Annotated in this window: 14 protein-coding genes; 1 reads left to right on the top strand and 13 read right to left on the bottom strand. The window is 63.5% G+C overall.

The window, feature by feature from the left end; genetic code table 11:
- Positions 1-73: 73 nt before the first annotated feature.
- From H281_RS0133300 to H281_RS0133245, 12 genes are all read right to left on the bottom strand, one after another.
- Positions 74-1,309 carry an aspartate aminotransferase family protein gene (locus tag H281_RS0133300; protein WP_020071455.1) on the bottom strand — a complete coding sequence of 412 codons (1,236 nt, stop codon included), beginning with the start codon at positions 1,307-1,309 and terminating at the stop codon, positions 74-76.
- Positions 1,310-1,495: 186 nt separating this feature from the next.
- On the bottom strand, positions 1,496-2,545 hold the full coding sequence (locus H281_RS0133295; RefSeq protein WP_027805165.1) for a GlxA family transcriptional regulator: 1,050 nt from the start codon (positions 2,543-2,545) through the stop codon (positions 1,496-1,498).
- Positions 2,546-2,569: 24 nt separating this feature from the next.
- On the bottom strand, positions 2,570-3,361 hold the full coding sequence (locus H281_RS0133290; protein WP_020071453.1) for an ABC transporter ATP-binding protein: 792 nt from the start codon (positions 3,359-3,361) through the stop codon (positions 2,570-2,572).
- Positions 3,362-3,439: 78 nt separating this feature from the next.
- Positions 3,440-4,153 carry an ABC transporter permease gene (locus H281_RS0133285; RefSeq protein WP_020071452.1) on the bottom strand — a complete coding sequence of 238 codons (714 nt, stop codon included), beginning with the start codon at positions 4,151-4,153 and terminating at the stop codon, positions 3,440-3,442.
- Positions 4,154-4,157: 4 nt separating this feature from the next.
- Positions 4,158-4,847 (bottom strand): ABC transporter permease, encoded by a 690-nt coding sequence (locus H281_RS0133280; protein ID WP_027805164.1) that lies wholly within the window; start codon positions 4,845-4,847, stop codon positions 4,158-4,160.
- A 331-nt stretch (positions 4,848-5,178) separates the two neighbouring features.
- Positions 5,179-6,132 (bottom strand): patatin-like phospholipase family protein, encoded by a 954-nt coding sequence (locus tag H281_RS0133275; protein ID WP_027777331.1) that lies wholly within the window; start codon positions 6,130-6,132, stop codon positions 5,179-5,181.
- 38 nt (positions 6,133-6,170) lie between these two features.
- Entirely contained in the window at positions 6,171-6,722 is a 552-nt protein-coding gene (gene bamE / locus H281_RS0133270) for an outer membrane protein assembly factor BamE domain-containing protein (protein WP_020071449.1), read from the bottom strand.
- A gap of 585 nt (positions 6,723-7,307) precedes the next feature.
- Complete coding sequence (locus H281_RS0133265) at positions 7,308-8,294, bottom strand: ABC transporter substrate-binding protein (RefSeq protein WP_020071448.1); 987 nt, start codon at positions 8,292-8,294, stop codon at positions 7,308-7,310.
- A gap of 372 nt (positions 8,295-8,666) precedes the next feature.
- Entirely contained in the window at positions 8,667-10,268 is a 1,602-nt protein-coding gene (locus tag H281_RS0133260) for a rhodanese-related sulfurtransferase (RefSeq protein WP_020071447.1), read from the bottom strand.
- Entirely contained in the window at positions 10,265-10,873 is a 609-nt protein-coding gene (locus H281_RS0133255; protein WP_027805162.1) for a cysteine dioxygenase family protein, read from the bottom strand. The genes H281_RS0133260 and H281_RS0133255 overlap by 4 nt, the downstream gene beginning before the upstream one ends.
- Before the next feature lie 243 nt (positions 10,874-11,116).
- A complete protein-coding gene (locus H281_RS0133250; RefSeq protein WP_020071445.1) occupies positions 11,117-11,962 on the bottom strand; it encodes a class II aldolase/adducin family protein in 846 nt (281 codons plus the stop codon).
- An 11-nt stretch (positions 11,963-11,973) separates the two neighbouring features.
- On the bottom strand, positions 11,974-13,089 hold the full coding sequence (locus H281_RS0133245; protein WP_020071444.1) for an LLM class flavin-dependent oxidoreductase: 1,116 nt from the start codon (positions 13,087-13,089) through the stop codon (positions 11,974-11,976).
- Between the two features lie 289 nt (positions 13,090-13,378).
- Here H281_RS0133245 and H281_RS0133240 point away from each other — a divergent pair, with 289 nt between their 5' ends.
- Positions 13,379-14,374, top strand: coding sequence for an LLM class flavin-dependent oxidoreductase (locus tag H281_RS0133240; protein ID WP_027805161.1), 996 nt, complete (start codon positions 13,379-13,381; stop codon positions 14,372-14,374).
- A 101-nt stretch (positions 14,375-14,475) separates the two neighbouring features.
- Here H281_RS0133240 and H281_RS0133235 read toward each other — a convergent pair whose 3' ends face one another.
- Positions 14,476-15,612, bottom strand: a complete 1,137-nt coding sequence (locus H281_RS0133235; protein ID WP_020071442.1) for an alpha/beta fold hydrolase — start codon at positions 15,610-15,612, stop codon at positions 14,476-14,478.
- Between the last annotated feature and the right edge of the window lie 567 nt (positions 15,613-16,179).

Here is a 16,179-nt window from a genome sequence, read left to right as displayed (position 1 = left end):
CATCGTTCCTGTTCAATGTGACGCATGAGCGAATGCGGAGCGCTGGAACCGTTGGAACCGCTAGAACCGCCGTTCACCTGGATGCAGCTTCGGCCTTCACGCCGACCACGTCCGCAATAGCTTTGGCGAGACGCTCGAAGCCTTCGTTCATGTCGTCCAGCGGCATGATCAGCGACGGCACGAAGCGCAGCACGTCCGGTCCTGCCATCAGCATGATGACGCCGTGCTGGCCGGCGGCCGTGACGAAGTCTTTCGCGCGACCCTTGTACGCGTCGGTCAGTTGCGCGCCGATCAACAGGCCCTTGCCGCGCACCTCGTCGAAAAGACCGAAGCGCTCGTTGAGCTTGGCGAGATGGCCCTTCAGCACTTCACTGCGGGTGCGCACGCCTTCGAGCAGCTTCGGATCGCTGATCAGTTCCACCACTTTTTCCGCGATGGCGGAACCCAGCGGATTGCCGCCGTAAGTCGTGCCATGCACGCCGACCTTGAAGTGCGCGGCGAGTTCGTTCGTGGTCAGCATCGCGCCGATCGGAAAGCCGTTGCCGAGCGCCTTCGCGGTGGTGAGGATGTCGGGCGTAACACCCGTGTCCTGATACGCGTAGAAGTAGCCGCTGCGGCCGACACCTGTTTGTACCTCGTCAAAAATCAGCAGCGCGCCGTGCTGGTCGCAGGCTTCGCGCAGCGCTTTGAGGAACGCCGGATCGGCGGGGATCACACCGCCTTCGCCTTGAATCGGTTCGACGATAACCGCGCAGGTCTTCGCGCCGATCGCCTTTTGCGCAGCCTGAATGTCGTTGTACGGCAGGTGAACGATGCCTTGCGGCACCGGCCCGAAGCCTTCCGAATACTTCGGCTGACCGCCCACGCTGACGGTGAAAAACGTTCGGCCATGGAACGACTGCGTGAACGAGATGATTTCGTACTTGTCGGCGCCATGACGCTCGAATGCGACGCGGCGTGCGAGTTTCAACGCGGCTTCGTTCGCTTCCGCGCCCGAGTTCGCGAAGAAAGCGCGGTCGGCGAACGTCAGTTCTTCGAGACGCCTGGCGAGACGCAGCACCGGCTCGTTGGTGTAGCCGTTACCGATGTGCCAGAGCTTGCTACCCTGCTCGTGCAGGACTTTCAGCAGTTCGGGATGCGCATGACCGAGCGCGGTGACGGCGATACCGCCGGCGAAGTCGATATAGTCGCGGCCTTGCGTATCCCAGACGCGTGAGCCGAGACCGCGATCCGGCACGAAGGCGGCGGGTGCGAATACCGGCACCATGACTTCGTCGAAGGTCTTGCGTGTCACAGTCAGGTCGTTCATGGCAAATCCTCGTTACAGGTGAGAGGTAGTACAGATAGTGTAGGAAACCGCACGCGTTACGTCTTGCGCATACGCGACGCTTTCTATGAGCTTCCGCGCGGCATGCGGGGCCTCACGCATGCTGACCAGCCGCATCGCCAACCGACGCCGACACTTGCCGCCTGCTTGCCGCCCTTCAGTCGCCCTTCAGTCGCCCCTATCCGGCGGCTCGATCAGCGCACCCGCGCGCGGCTCGCTGGCCGCGGCGCCGCTTGCGCCGGTCTGTTTGTCGATCCAGTTGCGGCGGTCCTCGCGCGGCGTCACGCCGAAGCGTTCGCGATATGCATTCGAAAAGTGCGCCGCCGACGAAAACCCGCAAGCAAGACTGATCTGCACGACCGACTTGCTGGTGCGCTGCAATTGCGTGCGCGCCTTCGAAAGGCGCAAGCCGAGATAGTATTTGGACGGCATCGAGCCGAGATACTGGCGGAAGAGGCGCTCCAGCTGGCGTCGCGAAACGCCGACGAGACCCGCGATTTCGTCGGTGGTGAGCGGATCTTCAATGTTCGCTTCCATCAGCAACAACGCATCGTTCAGGCGCGGATGACGCTCGCCGGGCGCCGTCACGAACGGTATGCGCTGACGCTCTTCGCCCGCGCGCAACACGCCGACGCCAAGCGTATCCGCGATGCGATCCGCGAGCTCCGGGCCGTGCTCGCGGCCGATCATCGCGAGCATGAAGTCGACGGTCGCCTGACCGCCCGCGCAGGTGGCGCGATCGCGGTCGATTTCGAAAATCTGCTGGGTGACGATGGAGCGCTCGAACTGCTCGGAGAACTGCTGATACGTTTCCCAGTTCACACTGACGCGATAGCCCGACAACTGGCCCGCCATTGCAAGCCACCACACGCCGTGATGAATGCCGGTGACAAGCGGCGTGCGTTGCCCGACGCGCGACAAACTTGCGAGAAACAGCCGGTAGTCGGCGAATTGCTGAAACCGTTCGCTGACCACGATCAGCCAGTCGCAGACCACCGCGTCGCCGAAGGCCACGTCGGCCGGCCATTGCGCGCCGCCCGCAAGCGGCACAGCGCGGCCGTCCCACGAGCACACCTGCACGCGGTACAGCGCGCGGCCGTCGATTTCATTGGCGAGATTGAGTGCGTCGACAATCGGCCCGACGCCCGACATCGACACAGGCGGCAATGCCACGATTGCAACCTGCATGGTGCGTGCGGGGCTGGACGTGCGAGCCATCGATCGGATAGAAGACGGCGAGCGTTACTTGAGGCTGCCGGAGAGGAACTGCTTGAGCCGCTCGCTGCGCGGCGAACTCAGCACCTCGGCGGGCAGGCCTTCTTCTTCCGTACGGCCCTGGTGAAGGAACATCACATGGTTCGACACGTTGCGCGCAAAACCCATTTCGTGCGTGACGACGATCATCGTGCGCCCTTCTTCGGCGAGCTTCTGCATGACTTTCAACACCTCGCCGACCAGTTCAGGGTCGAGCGCGGAAGTCGGCTCGTCGAACAGCATGACGTCAGGGTCCATTGCCAGTGCACGGGCGATCGCCACGCGCTGCTGCTGACCGCCCGACAGATGCGAAGGATATTGTTTTTCCAGACGCGGCGCGAGGCCCACTTTCTCGAGATATTCGCGCGCGCGCTCCTCGGCTTCGCGACGCGGCAAACCGAGCACATGAATCGGCGCCTCGACGATGTTCTCGATCACGTTCATGTGCGCCCACAGGTTGAAGTGCTGGAACACCATCGCGAGCTTCGTGCGGATGCGCTGCAATTGCTTGTGATCGGCCACTTCCAGGTTGCCGGCGCGGTCGGCTTTCGTCTTGACCGTTTCGCCGTCGACGACGATCTGCCCGGCGTTCGGCCGCTCGAGAAAATTAATGCAGCGCAGGAAGGTGCTCTTGCCCGAGCCGCTCGCGCCGATGATGCTGATCACGTCGCCCTTGTTCGCATTGAGCGATACGCCCTTGAGCACTTCGTTGTCGCCATAGCGCTTGTGGATGTCCTGCACGGCGAGCTTGCAAGCTTCGGTTTGCGTGGTGTGGAGCAAGATGCTCTCCCTGTGAAGATACGGATCGAACGTCGACGGCGCGCTTTGATCGCACCGCCTGCTGCAAACAAGGCGCGCTCAATGCGTGCGCACCGCCAGGTAACCGAGCCAGTGACGCTCCGCGCGGCGAAACAGCGCTACGAGGGCGAACGACACCACGAGATAAATCAGCGCGGCCAGACCGAACGCGTCGAACGATTGATAAGTGGCCGAGTTCGCGTCGCGCGCGACTTTCAGGATGTCCGGCACGGTGGCCGTGAACGCGACCGTCGTGGCATGCAGCATCAGGATCACTTCGTTACTGTACAACGGTAAAGCGCGGCGCAGCGCGGACGGTATCACAATGCGGCGATACATCGTGAACCAGCTCATACCGTAGGCGCGGGCCGCTTCCACTTCGCCGTGCGACGTCGAGCGGATCGCGCCGGCAAAAATCTCCGTGGTGTATGCACAGGTGTTCAACGCGAACGCCAGAATCGCGCAGTGAAAACCGCTGCGAAAGAACGCATCGAGCAGTTGATGCGAACGCACGAATTCGAGGCTGTACATGCCGGTATAGATCAGCAGCAACTGCACGTACAGCGGCGTGCCCCGAAACACGTAAGTGTAAAGACGCACCGGCGTGGAAAGCCAGCGCTTCTTCGACACGCGGGCCACCGCCAGCGGAATCGCAAGACAGAAGCCGATACCGACGGATGCCACCAGCAGCCACAACGTGACCGCAAGGCCGGATATGCGCTGACCGTCCCAGTAGAGAAACGCACGCCAGAACTGATTGAGAATGTCGATCATGGTCTTAAAGCTCCGCGTGCCGCACGCCGATCGAATAGCGGCGTTCCAGCCAGATCAGCGCGAGGTTCGAGACAGTCGTCAGCGCCAGATAGATCAGCGCGGCGATCAGAATGAAGAAGAACATGTTGAACGTGCTTTTGCCCGCGTCCTGCGCAGCCTTCACGACATCGGCGAGACCGATGATCGACACCAGCGCCGTCGCTTTCACGAGCACCTGCCAGTTGTTGCCGATGCCCGGCAGCGCGAAACGCATCATCTGCGGAAACAGGATGCGTGCAAACACGCGGACGCCGCTCATGCCATAAGCGCTGCCCGCTTCCAGCTGCCCGCGCGGCACCGCGAGAAAGGCGCCGCGAAACGTCTCGGTGAAGTACGCGCCGTAAATGAAACCGAGCGTCAGCACGCCCGCGACGAACGGGTCGATGTCGAACTGCGGCAGATTGAGCGCGTCGGTCAGATTGTTGACCGCGATCTGGATGCTATAGAAGAGCAGCAACATCAGCACGAGGTCCGGCACCGAGCGGATCAATGTCGTGTAGCCGGTGGCGAGCGCGCGCAACGGCCGGTTGAACGAGAGTTTCGCCGCCGCGCCCGCGAGGCCGAGCACCACGGCGGCCGCGAGTGAAAGGACCGACAGCTCGACTGTCTGGATCGTGCCGGCCAGTAATACCGGACCAAAGCCGTATAGCACCACGCGTGTCTCCATCCAGGTTCGTTGAATCCTAGAGATGTCGTCGGCTAACGTCCCGACTCATCCTGCATGGCGCGGAGTCTCGCAAGCGAAAATTAAATTCTCAAAGGCCCGCGCGACATTTGCTGCGACGCAGCAAACCGGCAATGACAACCTGGTACGGCTGACGGCGCTTGGTACGGGGGCGCGTCGGGCGATACGGGCCGCCACGCGGGCAACCGTGGCCGCTGCGATTTCGCAAGTTTGAGGTCGCTTTTTCGATAGATGGGCGCGGGGTTCGCGCGGGGCGCAAGGTCGCACTTAACGTAGCGCGAAGGCGTACCGCGAGCCGCCTCTATTCGATGCCGAGCCGGGCGCGAATCGCCGGCAGCATATATTCGACTGCCGCGCGCCCTTCCTCGATGGCCGGCGCCGCGCGGTGAAAGTCGAAAATGCCCATGCCGCCGAGACGCGGCTGGATCAGAATGTCCGCCGGCTCGCCGGCGAGACGGCTTCGGGTAATCCGAACCTGCATGATGTCGATGCTTTGCGCGATCGAACTCAGCATGGAAGGCACACGTGCGCTCGGTGCGGGAGGCACGCGAACGTCGTCGGTGACGCGCTCTTCGGCAGGCGCGAGCCAGCGCGGCCAGGGCTTGCCGTTACGGCGCAGCGACACAGGCGGCGGTGCGGTGGGATCGATAGCCGGGGTGTCCACCACCGCGCCGCCGAAATCGCGGCCGTTGAGAATGTCGTTGTTCAGATCGACGGCGATCACACAGTCCGCCCGCATGCCGCGCGCGACCGACACCGGCACCGGATTGCTGAGCCCGCCGTCCACAAGCCATACGCCGTTGTGCCAAACGGGCGTGAAGATGCCGGGAATCGCAATCGACGCGCGCACCGCGTCGACCACACTGCCGTCCTGCAGCCAGCTCTCGCGGCCCGAATCGAGTTCGGTGGCGACCGCCGCGAACGGCATGTTCAGCTGCGCGATCGAGCGGCCGTCAAACTTGTCGGCGAAAAGCTGGATGACCTTGCGCCCGCCGAGCAGGCCGCCCGAGAGGCGCAAGTCGAGCAGTCGCACGACCGTCTGCCACGTGAGGCGCGACACCCACTCCTCTAGCCAGTCGAGGTCCCCGTTCGCATAAACGGCGCCGACCAGCGCGCCGATCGACGTGCCGCACACCACGTCGGGCTTGATGCCCGCATCGTGCAGCGCCCGAATCGCACCGATATGCGCCCAGCCACGAGCCGCGCCGCCCCCCAACACCAGCCCGATACGGCTGTATCGACGTCGACGTATCATGATTCCCCGCCTTCCATTCGTCTGTCTTGTCGTTGCTTCTAGCGCCCGCGCATCACGTCCGAGCGCGATGTCGTGTACACCTTCCTGTTCTGGTCGAAGTGCACGTTGAAAATGCCTTCTTCCGTCACACCGCCCTCGCGCCACTTCCAGCTCCACACCGTCTCCGGCTTGAGGGGGAACACCGCGATTTCGCCCGGTTTGCCGAGCAGGCGTCGCACTTCGTCCTCGCTCATGCCGATGCGGATCTTGCCGAAGTTCGCAGCGGTCAGTACCTGCGTGATTGCTTGAAGCTTACCGTCACGATCGATGTCGACCATGTACGTATTCAAACCTTGCGGACCACGTGGATACTCGAAGCGTTTCGAGCCGTCCGTATAAGTGCGCTCGGTTTCGGGCTTACCCATCTGCTCGCGGATCTGCGCTTCGGTCGTGACGCCCGGCGTCATGTTCTTCAGCAGCAGCGCGTCGGGCTTCACCGCGTTGAACAGTTCCTTGATTTTTTGCACGGCGCGCTCGCTCTGTTGGTCGTCGCACGCAGTGAGCGCGATGCACGCGGCCAGCATGGCGGCAATAGGCAATTTCAGGCTCACAGCGAAATTCCTGTATCGATGCGAGCGCGACTGTGCGCACCGCTCGTGTAGTGATTCGCCAAAGGGAATCCTTTGGAACGCGCTACAGGATAACCGCGTGCGGCAAAAACCGCGAGCGCGCGCCGACGCGCCGAAAGCGGGCGATGCCGGTGCTCGCCTGCGAAAAACGTGGGACGTCAGGCGTTTTCTGGAGGATCACGCTGTCTGAGCGAGGTTTATTGCAAACAGCAACAGACGCAACAGAAAGCAAACAGGCGACGCCGTGGAAAGCGTCGGCATGTCTCGTGGCGGCAATGAGGTGCTCGCGACCGATACGGGAGATGACGCGGAGAAAAAAGGGACTACAGAAGATGCGAAAGACCGGGATGAGTGCGTGGACGACGCGCAGCGGTCCGGTTCCAGCGCGGCGATGAACGACCTTGGCCGCTCACCTTGCGCCATCGCCGGAAGTGACGAACCGCTGCTTGTATGGCCGTCCTGGTCCCTCGATAAGCCTTCAGGTGACGTTAATCTAACGGGATCGGACGGTTTAGACGAGAGCGCGTTTACACCGAATTTGCAGAGGATTTCGTTGCAGTCGAGCGTTCAGGGTAGAGGAAAACTGCGATCGAAACTCGCACGCACATCCAGATGCGCGCGAATCACGCTGGCTGCTTCGTAGGTGTCGGCGGTGCGCTGCTGCGCGGCCACGACGCTATCGTCGATGGCGACCGGATGAACCTGGCCGCGCTGATAGACCGTCTTCAACACGTCGGTCGGCAAGCCGGTGACGCGCGACTGCATCGCCGCGACTTCATCGGGATGCGTGAGCGCCCAACGCTGCCCCGTCGCCACGCGCCGCAGAAAGTCGGCTAACTGTGCCCGCTTGGCCGCAATCGCGGTCTCGGTGGCGACCTGATAGCTGAGCCCTTCGGACAGACCCACGCCGTTCGCGATAATGCGGTCGTGATCGCGCGACTCGCCAAGCGCCGTGTACGGGTCCCAAACGGACCACGCATCGACGCTGCCCGAAGCGAGCGCGGCCTTGGCGTCGGCCGGCGCGAGGAACACAAACGTGACGTCGCTCGCGGACAGATTCGCCTTCTTCAGTGCGGCGAGCGCGAGGTAATGACCGATAGAGCCGCGCGTCGTGGCAAGGCGCTTTCCCTTCAGGTTTGCGACCTCGGTGAGCGGCGATTGCGGACCAACCACGATCGCGAGATCGAGCGGATTGGACCGCGTCGCGGCGACGGCCCGCACGCGCGCGCCGGCAGCGAGCGCGAACACGAGCGGCGCGTCTCCGAGTCCGCCGACATCCACGGCACCGGCATTCAATGCTTCGCCAAGCGGTTGCGCTGCCGGAAAGTTGAACCATTCGATCTTGTACGGCAGGTCTTTCAACTGGCCCGAGGCCTCAAGAATGCCGCGCGTTTGCAGCGATTGATCGCCGACCTTGAGCACGGGCAGATCGGCAGCATTCGATGCGCTTGCAAATAGCAAAGCGGGAATCGCCAGCACTGGGGCTGTGAGCGCTTTGACAAGCGCGCGTTGCAGCGCGGAGAACGTCGCGAAAAGAGAACCGGGTAGCGTCATGTGGAAGGCCTGCGAATGAGATTCCAGCGACGATAAGCGAGCGGCTCATATAAGACAAACGCCTTATTCTGCTATGCAAATATGCGAATTTTCATTGCGTGCGAGGTTTGAAAGAATGGGCTCGCGCGCGTTGTCAGACGCACGAAGCACCTCGCGGATCGTCATGAAGACACCCGCGTCTGCTTGATGAATCGCAGCAGTCGGTCGAGAGGTTCCGCGCGGCGATCGAACGGCACTTCAAGGAGTGCGCGCACGCAACGCGCGTCTTGCGGCGCGCGGCGTGTCCAGGTTCTCAATGTGGTCGCTGGTTCGTCGCCAGTTGGTGGTTTAGCCCGCGCTACGGCAGCCGCAGCGCGGGCTTGAACGCCAACGTCAGATCACATGAAATCCATGCGTGCCGTCGCGAGCCAGTTGCGCGACGAGCCCATACTCCCACTCGAGATAGGCGTTCATTGCTTCTCGCGCGTTATCGGTGCCTTCATATGGACGCCGATATCGATCGATGCGCGGCGACGCCAGCCGCGTCTCGCCGCTCTCCACGGGCAGACCCGCTTCGATCCACGCCGCCGTGCCGCCCGTCAGCACCTGTACCGGCTTGCCGGTCAACGCCGCCAACTCGGGCGCCGCGAAGCGCGCGAGCAGACTGCTGCCGCATGTGAGCACATAACGCTGAGCGTCCGGCAGCTTGTGCACCGCCCTCTCCAGATCACTGCGAATGGCGAACCACGCGCCCGGAATATGACGCTTCACATAGTTCGCGCTGCTCGTGACATCGAGCACGACCGTGCCCGGCGACTGCAGGAGCGCGGCGAGTTCCGCCGGCGCGATTTCGTCGGCGGCGGGTGGCTGGGGCGCGAGGCGCGCGGCAGGCGCCTGACCCTTTTCGGCGAAGTCGGCGGCGGTCAGACCGTCCACCACGTACACCTCGATGTTCATCTGCGCGAGCCACGACGCCGTCATGTTCGCACGCACGCCGTCGCTGTCCGCGAGGATCACGCGCGCACCGCGCACCGGCGCGAACATCTCGGTTTCCTGCACGAGCTGGCCGCCGGGCGCGTGGCGAAAGCCCGGCACATGGCCCGCTTCATATTCCTCATGCGTGCGCACATCGAAGCGGTACACGGTGCGTACCGCTTCGTCGGCCCAGCGGCGCGCTTCGTCGCGTGACGTGCGCCCTACCTTCGCGCGATCGGCGACCGCCCGCGCGCCGTCGGCGGCGACGAGGCGCAGCGTATCGTCGACAACCGGATGCGGCCGGCGTGAACTGCCGTGCGCAAGCGGTTGCCCGGCGAGGGTCCAGCCGATGGTGCCGTTGCGCAACGCGGCGACCGGGTTCGGCACGCCCGCATTGATGAGCGACTGCGCGCCGATGATGCTGCGCGTACGCCCCGCACAATTGACGATGATCCGCGTCGTGGGGTCCGGCGCGAGTTCACGCGCGCGCAGCACCAGTTCGGCACCCGGCACGCTGATGCTGCCAGGAATATTCATCGTCTGATATTCGTCGAAACGGCGCGCGTCGAGAACGACCACGTTTTCTTCGCGATCGAGCAGCGCCTGCACTTGCTGCGCCGGCAGCGACGGCGTGTGGCGCACGCTTTCCACCAGTTCGCCGAACGCTTTGCTCGGCACGTTGACGTCCTGGAACAGCTCACCGCCGGCCTTGCGCCAGCCTTGCAAACCGCCTTCGAGCAGCGCGACCCTGGTGTAGCCGAGGCCTGCCAGGCGCTCCGCCGCACGAGTGGCGAGCCCTTCGCCGTCGTCGAGCACGACAATGGGCACGTCGCGGCGCGGCAGGCGCACCGGTGCATCGAGTTCGAGCCGCGACAGCGGCAGGTTCGCGGCGAATAACGGATGACTGCGCGCGTGCGGATCTTCCTCGCGCACATCGACGAGCGCGATTTCCTCGCGTTCGAGCAGTGCGCGGCGCACGTCTGAATAAGATCGGGTACGTAAATCTTTTTCGAATGTCATGAGATCGGAGACTCCTTTGACACATTCCAGATGTTCGGCAACACGTCGTTCGAGTAGCCGGACACAAAATTTTTGCGGCCACCGCCGCACGGATAAACGGAGCGGCTTACCGCTCCGATATTTCCACCGTACACGTGAATGCTGATCGACGTACGGTCACCAAAAGCATTGCGCACGCGATGAATATCGCCGATGCGCGGCGACACCGCAGCCACGGCACCGGTATCGAGGCGCTGCGGCGCGCCCTCTTCGACCAACTCGCCATGCGGCGCGGCACGGTAATGCTGCGCAATTTCCGCGCCACGCAGCACGCCGATCAACCCCCAAACCGTATGATCGTGCACGGGCGTCGATTGCCCCGGCCCCCAGACAAAACTGACGATCGAAAAACGCTGCCGCGAGTCCGCATGCAACAGAAACTGCTGGTAGCGCTCGGGGTCGGGCCGCGCGAAAGCATCGGGCAGCCAGTCGTCGTGCGCAATCAGTTCGCGTAGCGCAACAGCGCCCGCTTCGAGCAGCGCGGCTTCGGGCGTTTCGTCGTCGACGAGCGACGCAATCCGGCCGACGAACGCGCGCAGCCGGTCATGCCTCAGGGTCTGGGTCATGGATAGCTTGACAGAATAATGTGGAAGTTCGGCGCGCGGGCGGCACTGGTCGCTTCGCGCACCTGCAGCGAGCGCCGCGTTGAAGAATCGGGTCCAAAGCGGTGCGAGTTCGGCACGCTGCTCGACTATGGTTGCGCCCGTCGCCCGGCGTTGCGTACCTTCGCCCGCCGTTGTGCCATTTAGCCGCGGCATCGCTGCGCCGCAGCGGCGCTGCGATGAACCGCGAGATTCCGGCAAAAGCGCTCAGGTCAGCACGTCGGGCGCCGCTTCCACGAGGCCTTCGAACAGGCTCTGAAAGGCGAACAAAGCGCCGTTCGCACGGCCGACCTGCTCGTGCGTAAGCGCCGCCATCTCGTGAGGAATGGCTTGCGGCGTGCCGGCCGCTTCGGCGAGCAATTGCGCGTGGCAGGCGTTGTCGAGCGCGATATACCACCAGGCCGCCGCTTCGACGCTCGGACCCGCCGTCAGGATGCCGTGATTCTTCAGAATCACCGCTTTATTGCCTCCGAGCGCCGCAGCGATGCGCGCGCCCTCTTCGGTATCGAGCACGACGCCGCGGAAATCGTTGAACAATGCGTGGTCCTGGTAGAACGCGCAGGAATCCTGCGTCAGCGGATCGAGCTTGCGGCCGAGCGTGGACCACGCCTTGCCGTACAACGAATGTGTGTGCGCGGCCGCGACCACTTCGGGACGAGCCTCGTGAATCGCCGCATGAATCGCAAAAGCGGCCTGATTCACGGGCCCCTCGCCGACCACGATCTCGCCTTGCGAATTGACGAGCAACAGATCGGATACGCGGATGCGACCGAAGTGCTTGCCGAACGGATTGACCCAGAAGTGATCGGGCCATTCCGGATCGCGTGCGGTGATGTGACCGGCAAGTCCCTGATCGAAGCCGTAGCGTGCGAAGAGCCGAAACGCGACCGCGAGCCGTTCCCGACGGTAACGCCGCTCTTCGGCGACGCCCTCGCGCGGCGGCACGTCGTCGAACCAGAATTTGCGCAGCGGCGCGTGGCGCCTGAATGTCGATGATTCGCCGTCGACCGCCGAGCGTTCGGCGGCCGGACGTGCGTGAGAAAGATCGGTCATCGCAACTCCGGTCATGCGGCCAAAGTCTCGGTCGTCGCGGCGCCCTGGGCTCCCTCGACGCTACGCAAGTGCGCAATGCGTTCGCGCGTCGCGGGAATCAGCTCGCGGCCATAGTCGATCGCGTCTTCGAGCGGATCGAAGCCACGCACGAGAAAGGTGGAGACGCCCAGCGCGTAGTACTCCGCGAGCGTATCGGCGACCTGTTGCGGCGTGCCGACCAGGGCGGTCGAATTCGACCGTCCGCCGATTTCTTTCGCGATGCCGGTCCACAAGCGTTCGTCGGCACGATCCGAATCGCCGGATGCCGCGAGCAAACGCCGCGCGCCTTCGCTTTGCGCGGGGCCGCCTACCCCGAGTCCTTGCGCCGCGCGCAGCCGTCTCGTTTCAGCGAGGATGTGATCGGCGCGCTCCCACGCGGCAGCTTCTGTCGCGGCGAGAATCGGCCGGAACGACACCGAGAAGCGTACTGTGCGACCGTGCTTCGCGGCTTCGGCGCGCACGCGCGTGACCTGCTCGCGCACTTGCGCCTTCGATTCGCCCCACAGTGCGTAGACATCCGCATGACGTCCGGCAATTTCGAGCGCAGGCGCCGACGCGCCGCCGAAATACACCGGAATGTGCGGCTGCTGCACCGGCTTCACTTCGGAAAAGCCCTGTTCGAAACGATAGTACTGCCCGTGGTGATCGAATGGCTTCGCGTCGGTCCAGATGCGACGCACGATGTTCAGATACTCGTCGGTGCGCGCATAGCGTTCGTCGTGCGAGAGGAAGTCGCCGTCGCGGCGCTGTTCCGCGTCGTCGCCGCCCGAAATGATGTGCACGGCGAGCCGGCCGCCCGAATACTGGTCGAGCGTCGCCAGTTGGCGCGCGGCGAGAGTCGGCGCGACAAAGCCCGGGCGATGGGCGAGCATGAAATGCACCCTGCTCGTCACGCTGGCGGCATGCGCGACGGTAAGCAGCGCATCGGGGCTCGTGGAATGGTGCGGCACGAGAATGCGGTCGAAGCCCGCCGCCTCATGCGCGCGGGCGAACTGCGCGACATAGCCGACGTCGACAGCGGGCCCTTGCGGCGCATGCGTTTCCGATACCTTCCGGGTCTGGATCATGCCGATGAATTCGATGGACACGCGAGTGCCTCCGTGAATGGTTGCTGCCCGGCGGGGCAGCGGCATCGCACGCAAAATGCCGTGCTCTCTGGAGGCGTTCAAGGTAGCAGCGCGTCATGCGCTTGTTAAATATCGATCGTCCATATCTATATCGACTTTGCATGTAACGGCGGCGCCGTCGCCTCGGTCCGCTTTGCACAGACAAACCCTTTCGCGAACGTGGGCATCGCGCCGCCATCAGCAGAAAGCCGAAAGCTTTGGGAGAATGTCCCATCGCGTGAAAGCGCCAGAAACAGCAAGCGAACAGACAATGATCCCTTTTTCGGTCCTCGACCTCTCGCCGGTCATCGCGGGCGCAACGCCCGCAGATGCCTTCAAGAACACCCTTGATCTCGCGCAGCATGCGGAACGGTGGAACTACCGCCGCTTCTGGCTCGCGGAGCATCACAACATGACCGGCATTGCGAGTGCGGCGACCTCGGTCGTGATCGGTTATGTGGCCGGCGGCACGAAGACGATTCGCGTCGGCTCCGGCGGCGTCATGCTGCCAAATCACGCGCCGCTCGTGATCGCGGAACAGTTCGGCACGCTCGAGTCGTTGTATCCCGGCCGGATCGATCTCGGCCTTGGCCGCGCGCCGGGCACGGACCAATCCACGGCACGCGCGCTGCGCCGCGATTTGCAGAACAGCGCGGACTCTTTCCCCGACGACGTCGCCGAATTGCAGCGCTATTTCGCGGACCCCGTCTCAGGCCAACGGATTCGCGCGGTGCCCGGCGCGGGGTTGCATGTGCCGCTGTGGCTGCTGGGCTCGTCGCTCTTTAGCGCGCAGCTCGCTGCAGCGCTCGGCTTGCCCTTTGCGTTCGCGTCGCACTTTGCACCGGATTACCTGCTGACAGCGCTGCAGGTTTATCGCTCGCAGTTCCGGCCATCGGAGACGCTCGACAAGCCCTACGCGATGGTCGGCGTGAACCTCTTCGCAGCCGATACCAATGACGAAGCACAGCGTCTTTTCACGTCGCTTCAGCAGCAGTTCATCAACTTGCGGCGCGGCACGCCGGGGCAATTGCAGCCGCCGGTGGAGCGGCTAGCGGCTTCGGAGATGGAATTGAACTCGGTCGCGCATTCGCTCGCATGCACGGCGATCGGCGATCGCGATGCGGTGCGCGAGGGGCTGAAGTCGATCATCGATCAAACCGGTGCCGACGAACTGATGCTCACCGCGCAAATCTACGATCACAAGGCGCGGCTGCGGTCGTTCGAGATCGGCGCGGAAATTCATGAGGAACTGGCCGGCGGCAAGTAAACCGCAACTGGATGAACAAAGGGCGGCGCATAAGCGACCGCCCTTTTTCTTTATTGCACTTTTCTTGCGACCCGTTCGGTCCGCGTACACCCTTTACCGGCTCAACGGTTCACCTTTAGCGCCGCCATTCCGTCGAGCAGCGCCTTATGAAAAGCCTGTGGGTCCTGCATTTGCGGTGCATGGCCAAGGTCGGCGAATTCAACCAGCGTCGCATGAGGGATCGCTTTGGCCGCGGCTTTACCCAACTCGGGATAGTGGCCGATCTTTGCGCGCACCTCGGGTGACGCCGCGTCCTTGCCGATGGCCGTCGTGTCCTTCTGGCCGATCAGCAGCAGCGTCGGCATCTGCAACTGGCCGAATTCATAGACAACAGGCTGCGTGTAGATCATGTCGTAAAGCAACGCCGAATTCCACGCGACGATCTGCTTACCCGGTCCCCGGTACATGCCCGCCAGCATCTGCACCCACGGCTCGTAGTCCGCGCGCCACTGGCCTGCGTAATAGGTCGACTGTTCGTACCGGCGAATGCCGTCGGCGGTGGTCTTCAACTCGCGCTGGTACCACTGGTCCACCGACAGCGACGGCACACCCTTCGCCTTCCAGTCTTCGAGACCGATCGGATTGGCAAGCACCAGTTGCTGCGTCTCCTGCGGATACATGAGCGCATAACGCACGGCAAGCATGCCGCCGGTCGAATGACCGATGATGGTCGCGTCCTTCACGCCCAGCGATTCGAGCAGCGCGTGCGTGTTGCGCGCCAGTTGCTGAAAACTGTACTGGTAATGCTCGGGCTTGCTCGACTTGCAAAAGCCGATCTGGTCCGGCGCGATCACGCGATAGCCGGCGTCGCTCAGACGATGAATCGTCGTGGCCCACGTCGCCGCGCAAAAGTTCTTGCCGTGCAGAAGTACTGCTGTGCGGCCGTTCGCGTGCGCCGGTTTAACGTCCATATACGCCATGTGCAACGCAGCGCCTTGCGAAGTGAACGCGTATTGCTGGACCGGCGCGGGATAGTCGAAGCCTTCCAACTCGGGTCCGTAGGCCGGGCCGTCGTTGCCGACCGACTGAGCGGACTCGCTCGCAACGCTGGCCGGTGCGGGTTGCGACATAACGGACGGGGCCGTCGACGCATTGTTCGGGGATGCGTCGGAAGCAGCGCGTACCGCGACCGGTGCAACGCAGAACGTGGCGGCGCTCAATGCGGCAAGCAGGGAAAGGCGGTGAAAGGTCATCGACATTTTTTCATGGTTGGTTTTACGTTCACGGGCCGCCGCAAGCACCCACAGGCTTGCTCGCCGGCCGCCGACGATTCTACGACGGCTCGGTGAGCCGCGCAGCGGCGCACACAACGCCAGCCGCGCTACAGCGCCCTGCCAAGTGGCACGCATATTGCGCGGCGAACCTCGCAGGCTATGTGGCGTGGCGTACGGAGCGCGGGCGCCCAACGGTCGATCGTTCGCAGTTGGGCGCGAGGCGCCTCACGCACGACAAACGTCGCCCGCGCGAGGCGAATCGGTGCTAGAACTACGGGACGGGCTCGCCAGTGCAGCGACCCGGCAGTGGGACTGGATATGCAGTGCCGGGCAACCGGCATCAGCGGGGAACGGTAACAAGTAGCAAGTAACGGATTGCATCGCGCCGTAAAGAGGACGGGCATGTGACCGGAGTACGCAGAAGCGCGAAGTTTGGTCCATCGTGGGGAAAGCGCTTGGACCGGACCAAGCGCTAAAGCGCCAAGTCCGGTCGACCGCGATAAAACTGCATGGGACCGGACCAAGCGCTAAAGCGCCAAGTCCGGTCGACCG

The sequence above is a fragment of the Paraburkholderia caledonica genome (genome assembly GCF_000383275.1).
GTDB classification, from domain to species: Bacteria; Pseudomonadota; Gammaproteobacteria; order Burkholderiales; family Burkholderiaceae; genus Paraburkholderia; species Paraburkholderia caledonica.
This window is presented reverse-complemented; position numbering and strand designations above follow the sequence as displayed.

Excerpts from the sequence above, each read along its gene's own strand:
- H281_RS0133260 (WP_020071447.1), bottom strand. The coding sequence starts at position 10,268 with ATGACATTCGAAAAAGATTTACGTACCCGATCTTATTCAGACGTGCGC.
- H281_RS0133240 (WP_027805161.1), top strand. The coding sequence starts at position 13,379 with ATGATCCCTTTTTCGGTCCTCGACCTCTCGCCGGTCATCGCGGGCGCA.
- H281_RS0133265 (WP_020071448.1), bottom strand. The coding sequence starts at position 8,294 with ATGACGCTACCCGGTTCTCTTTTCGCGACGTTCTCCGCGCTGCAACGC.
- H281_RS0133285 (WP_020071452.1), bottom strand. The coding sequence starts at position 4,153 with ATGATCGACATTCTCAATCAGTTCTGGCGTGCGTTTCTCTACTGGGAC.
- H281_RS0133300 (WP_020071455.1), bottom strand. The coding sequence starts at position 1,309 with ATGAACGACCTGACTGTGACACGCAAGACCTTCGACGAAGTCATGGTG.
- H281_RS0133255 (WP_027805162.1), bottom strand. The coding sequence starts at position 10,873 with ATGACCCAGACCCTGAGGCATGACCGGCTGCGCGCGTTCGTCGGCCGG.
- H281_RS0133295 (WP_027805165.1), bottom strand. The coding sequence starts at position 2,545 with ATGGCTCGCACGTCCAGCCCCGCACGCACCATGCAGGTTGCAATCGTG.
- H281_RS0133250 (WP_020071445.1), bottom strand. The coding sequence starts at position 11,962 with ATGACCGATCTTTCTCACGCACGTCCGGCCGCCGAACGCTCGGCGGTC.
- H281_RS0133235 (WP_020071442.1), bottom strand. The coding sequence starts at position 15,612 with ATGTCGATGACCTTTCACCGCCTTTCCCTGCTTGCCGCATTGAGCGCC.
- H281_RS0133275 (WP_027777331.1), bottom strand. The coding sequence starts at position 6,132 with ATGATACGTCGACGTCGATACAGCCGTATCGGGCTGGTGTTGGGGGGC.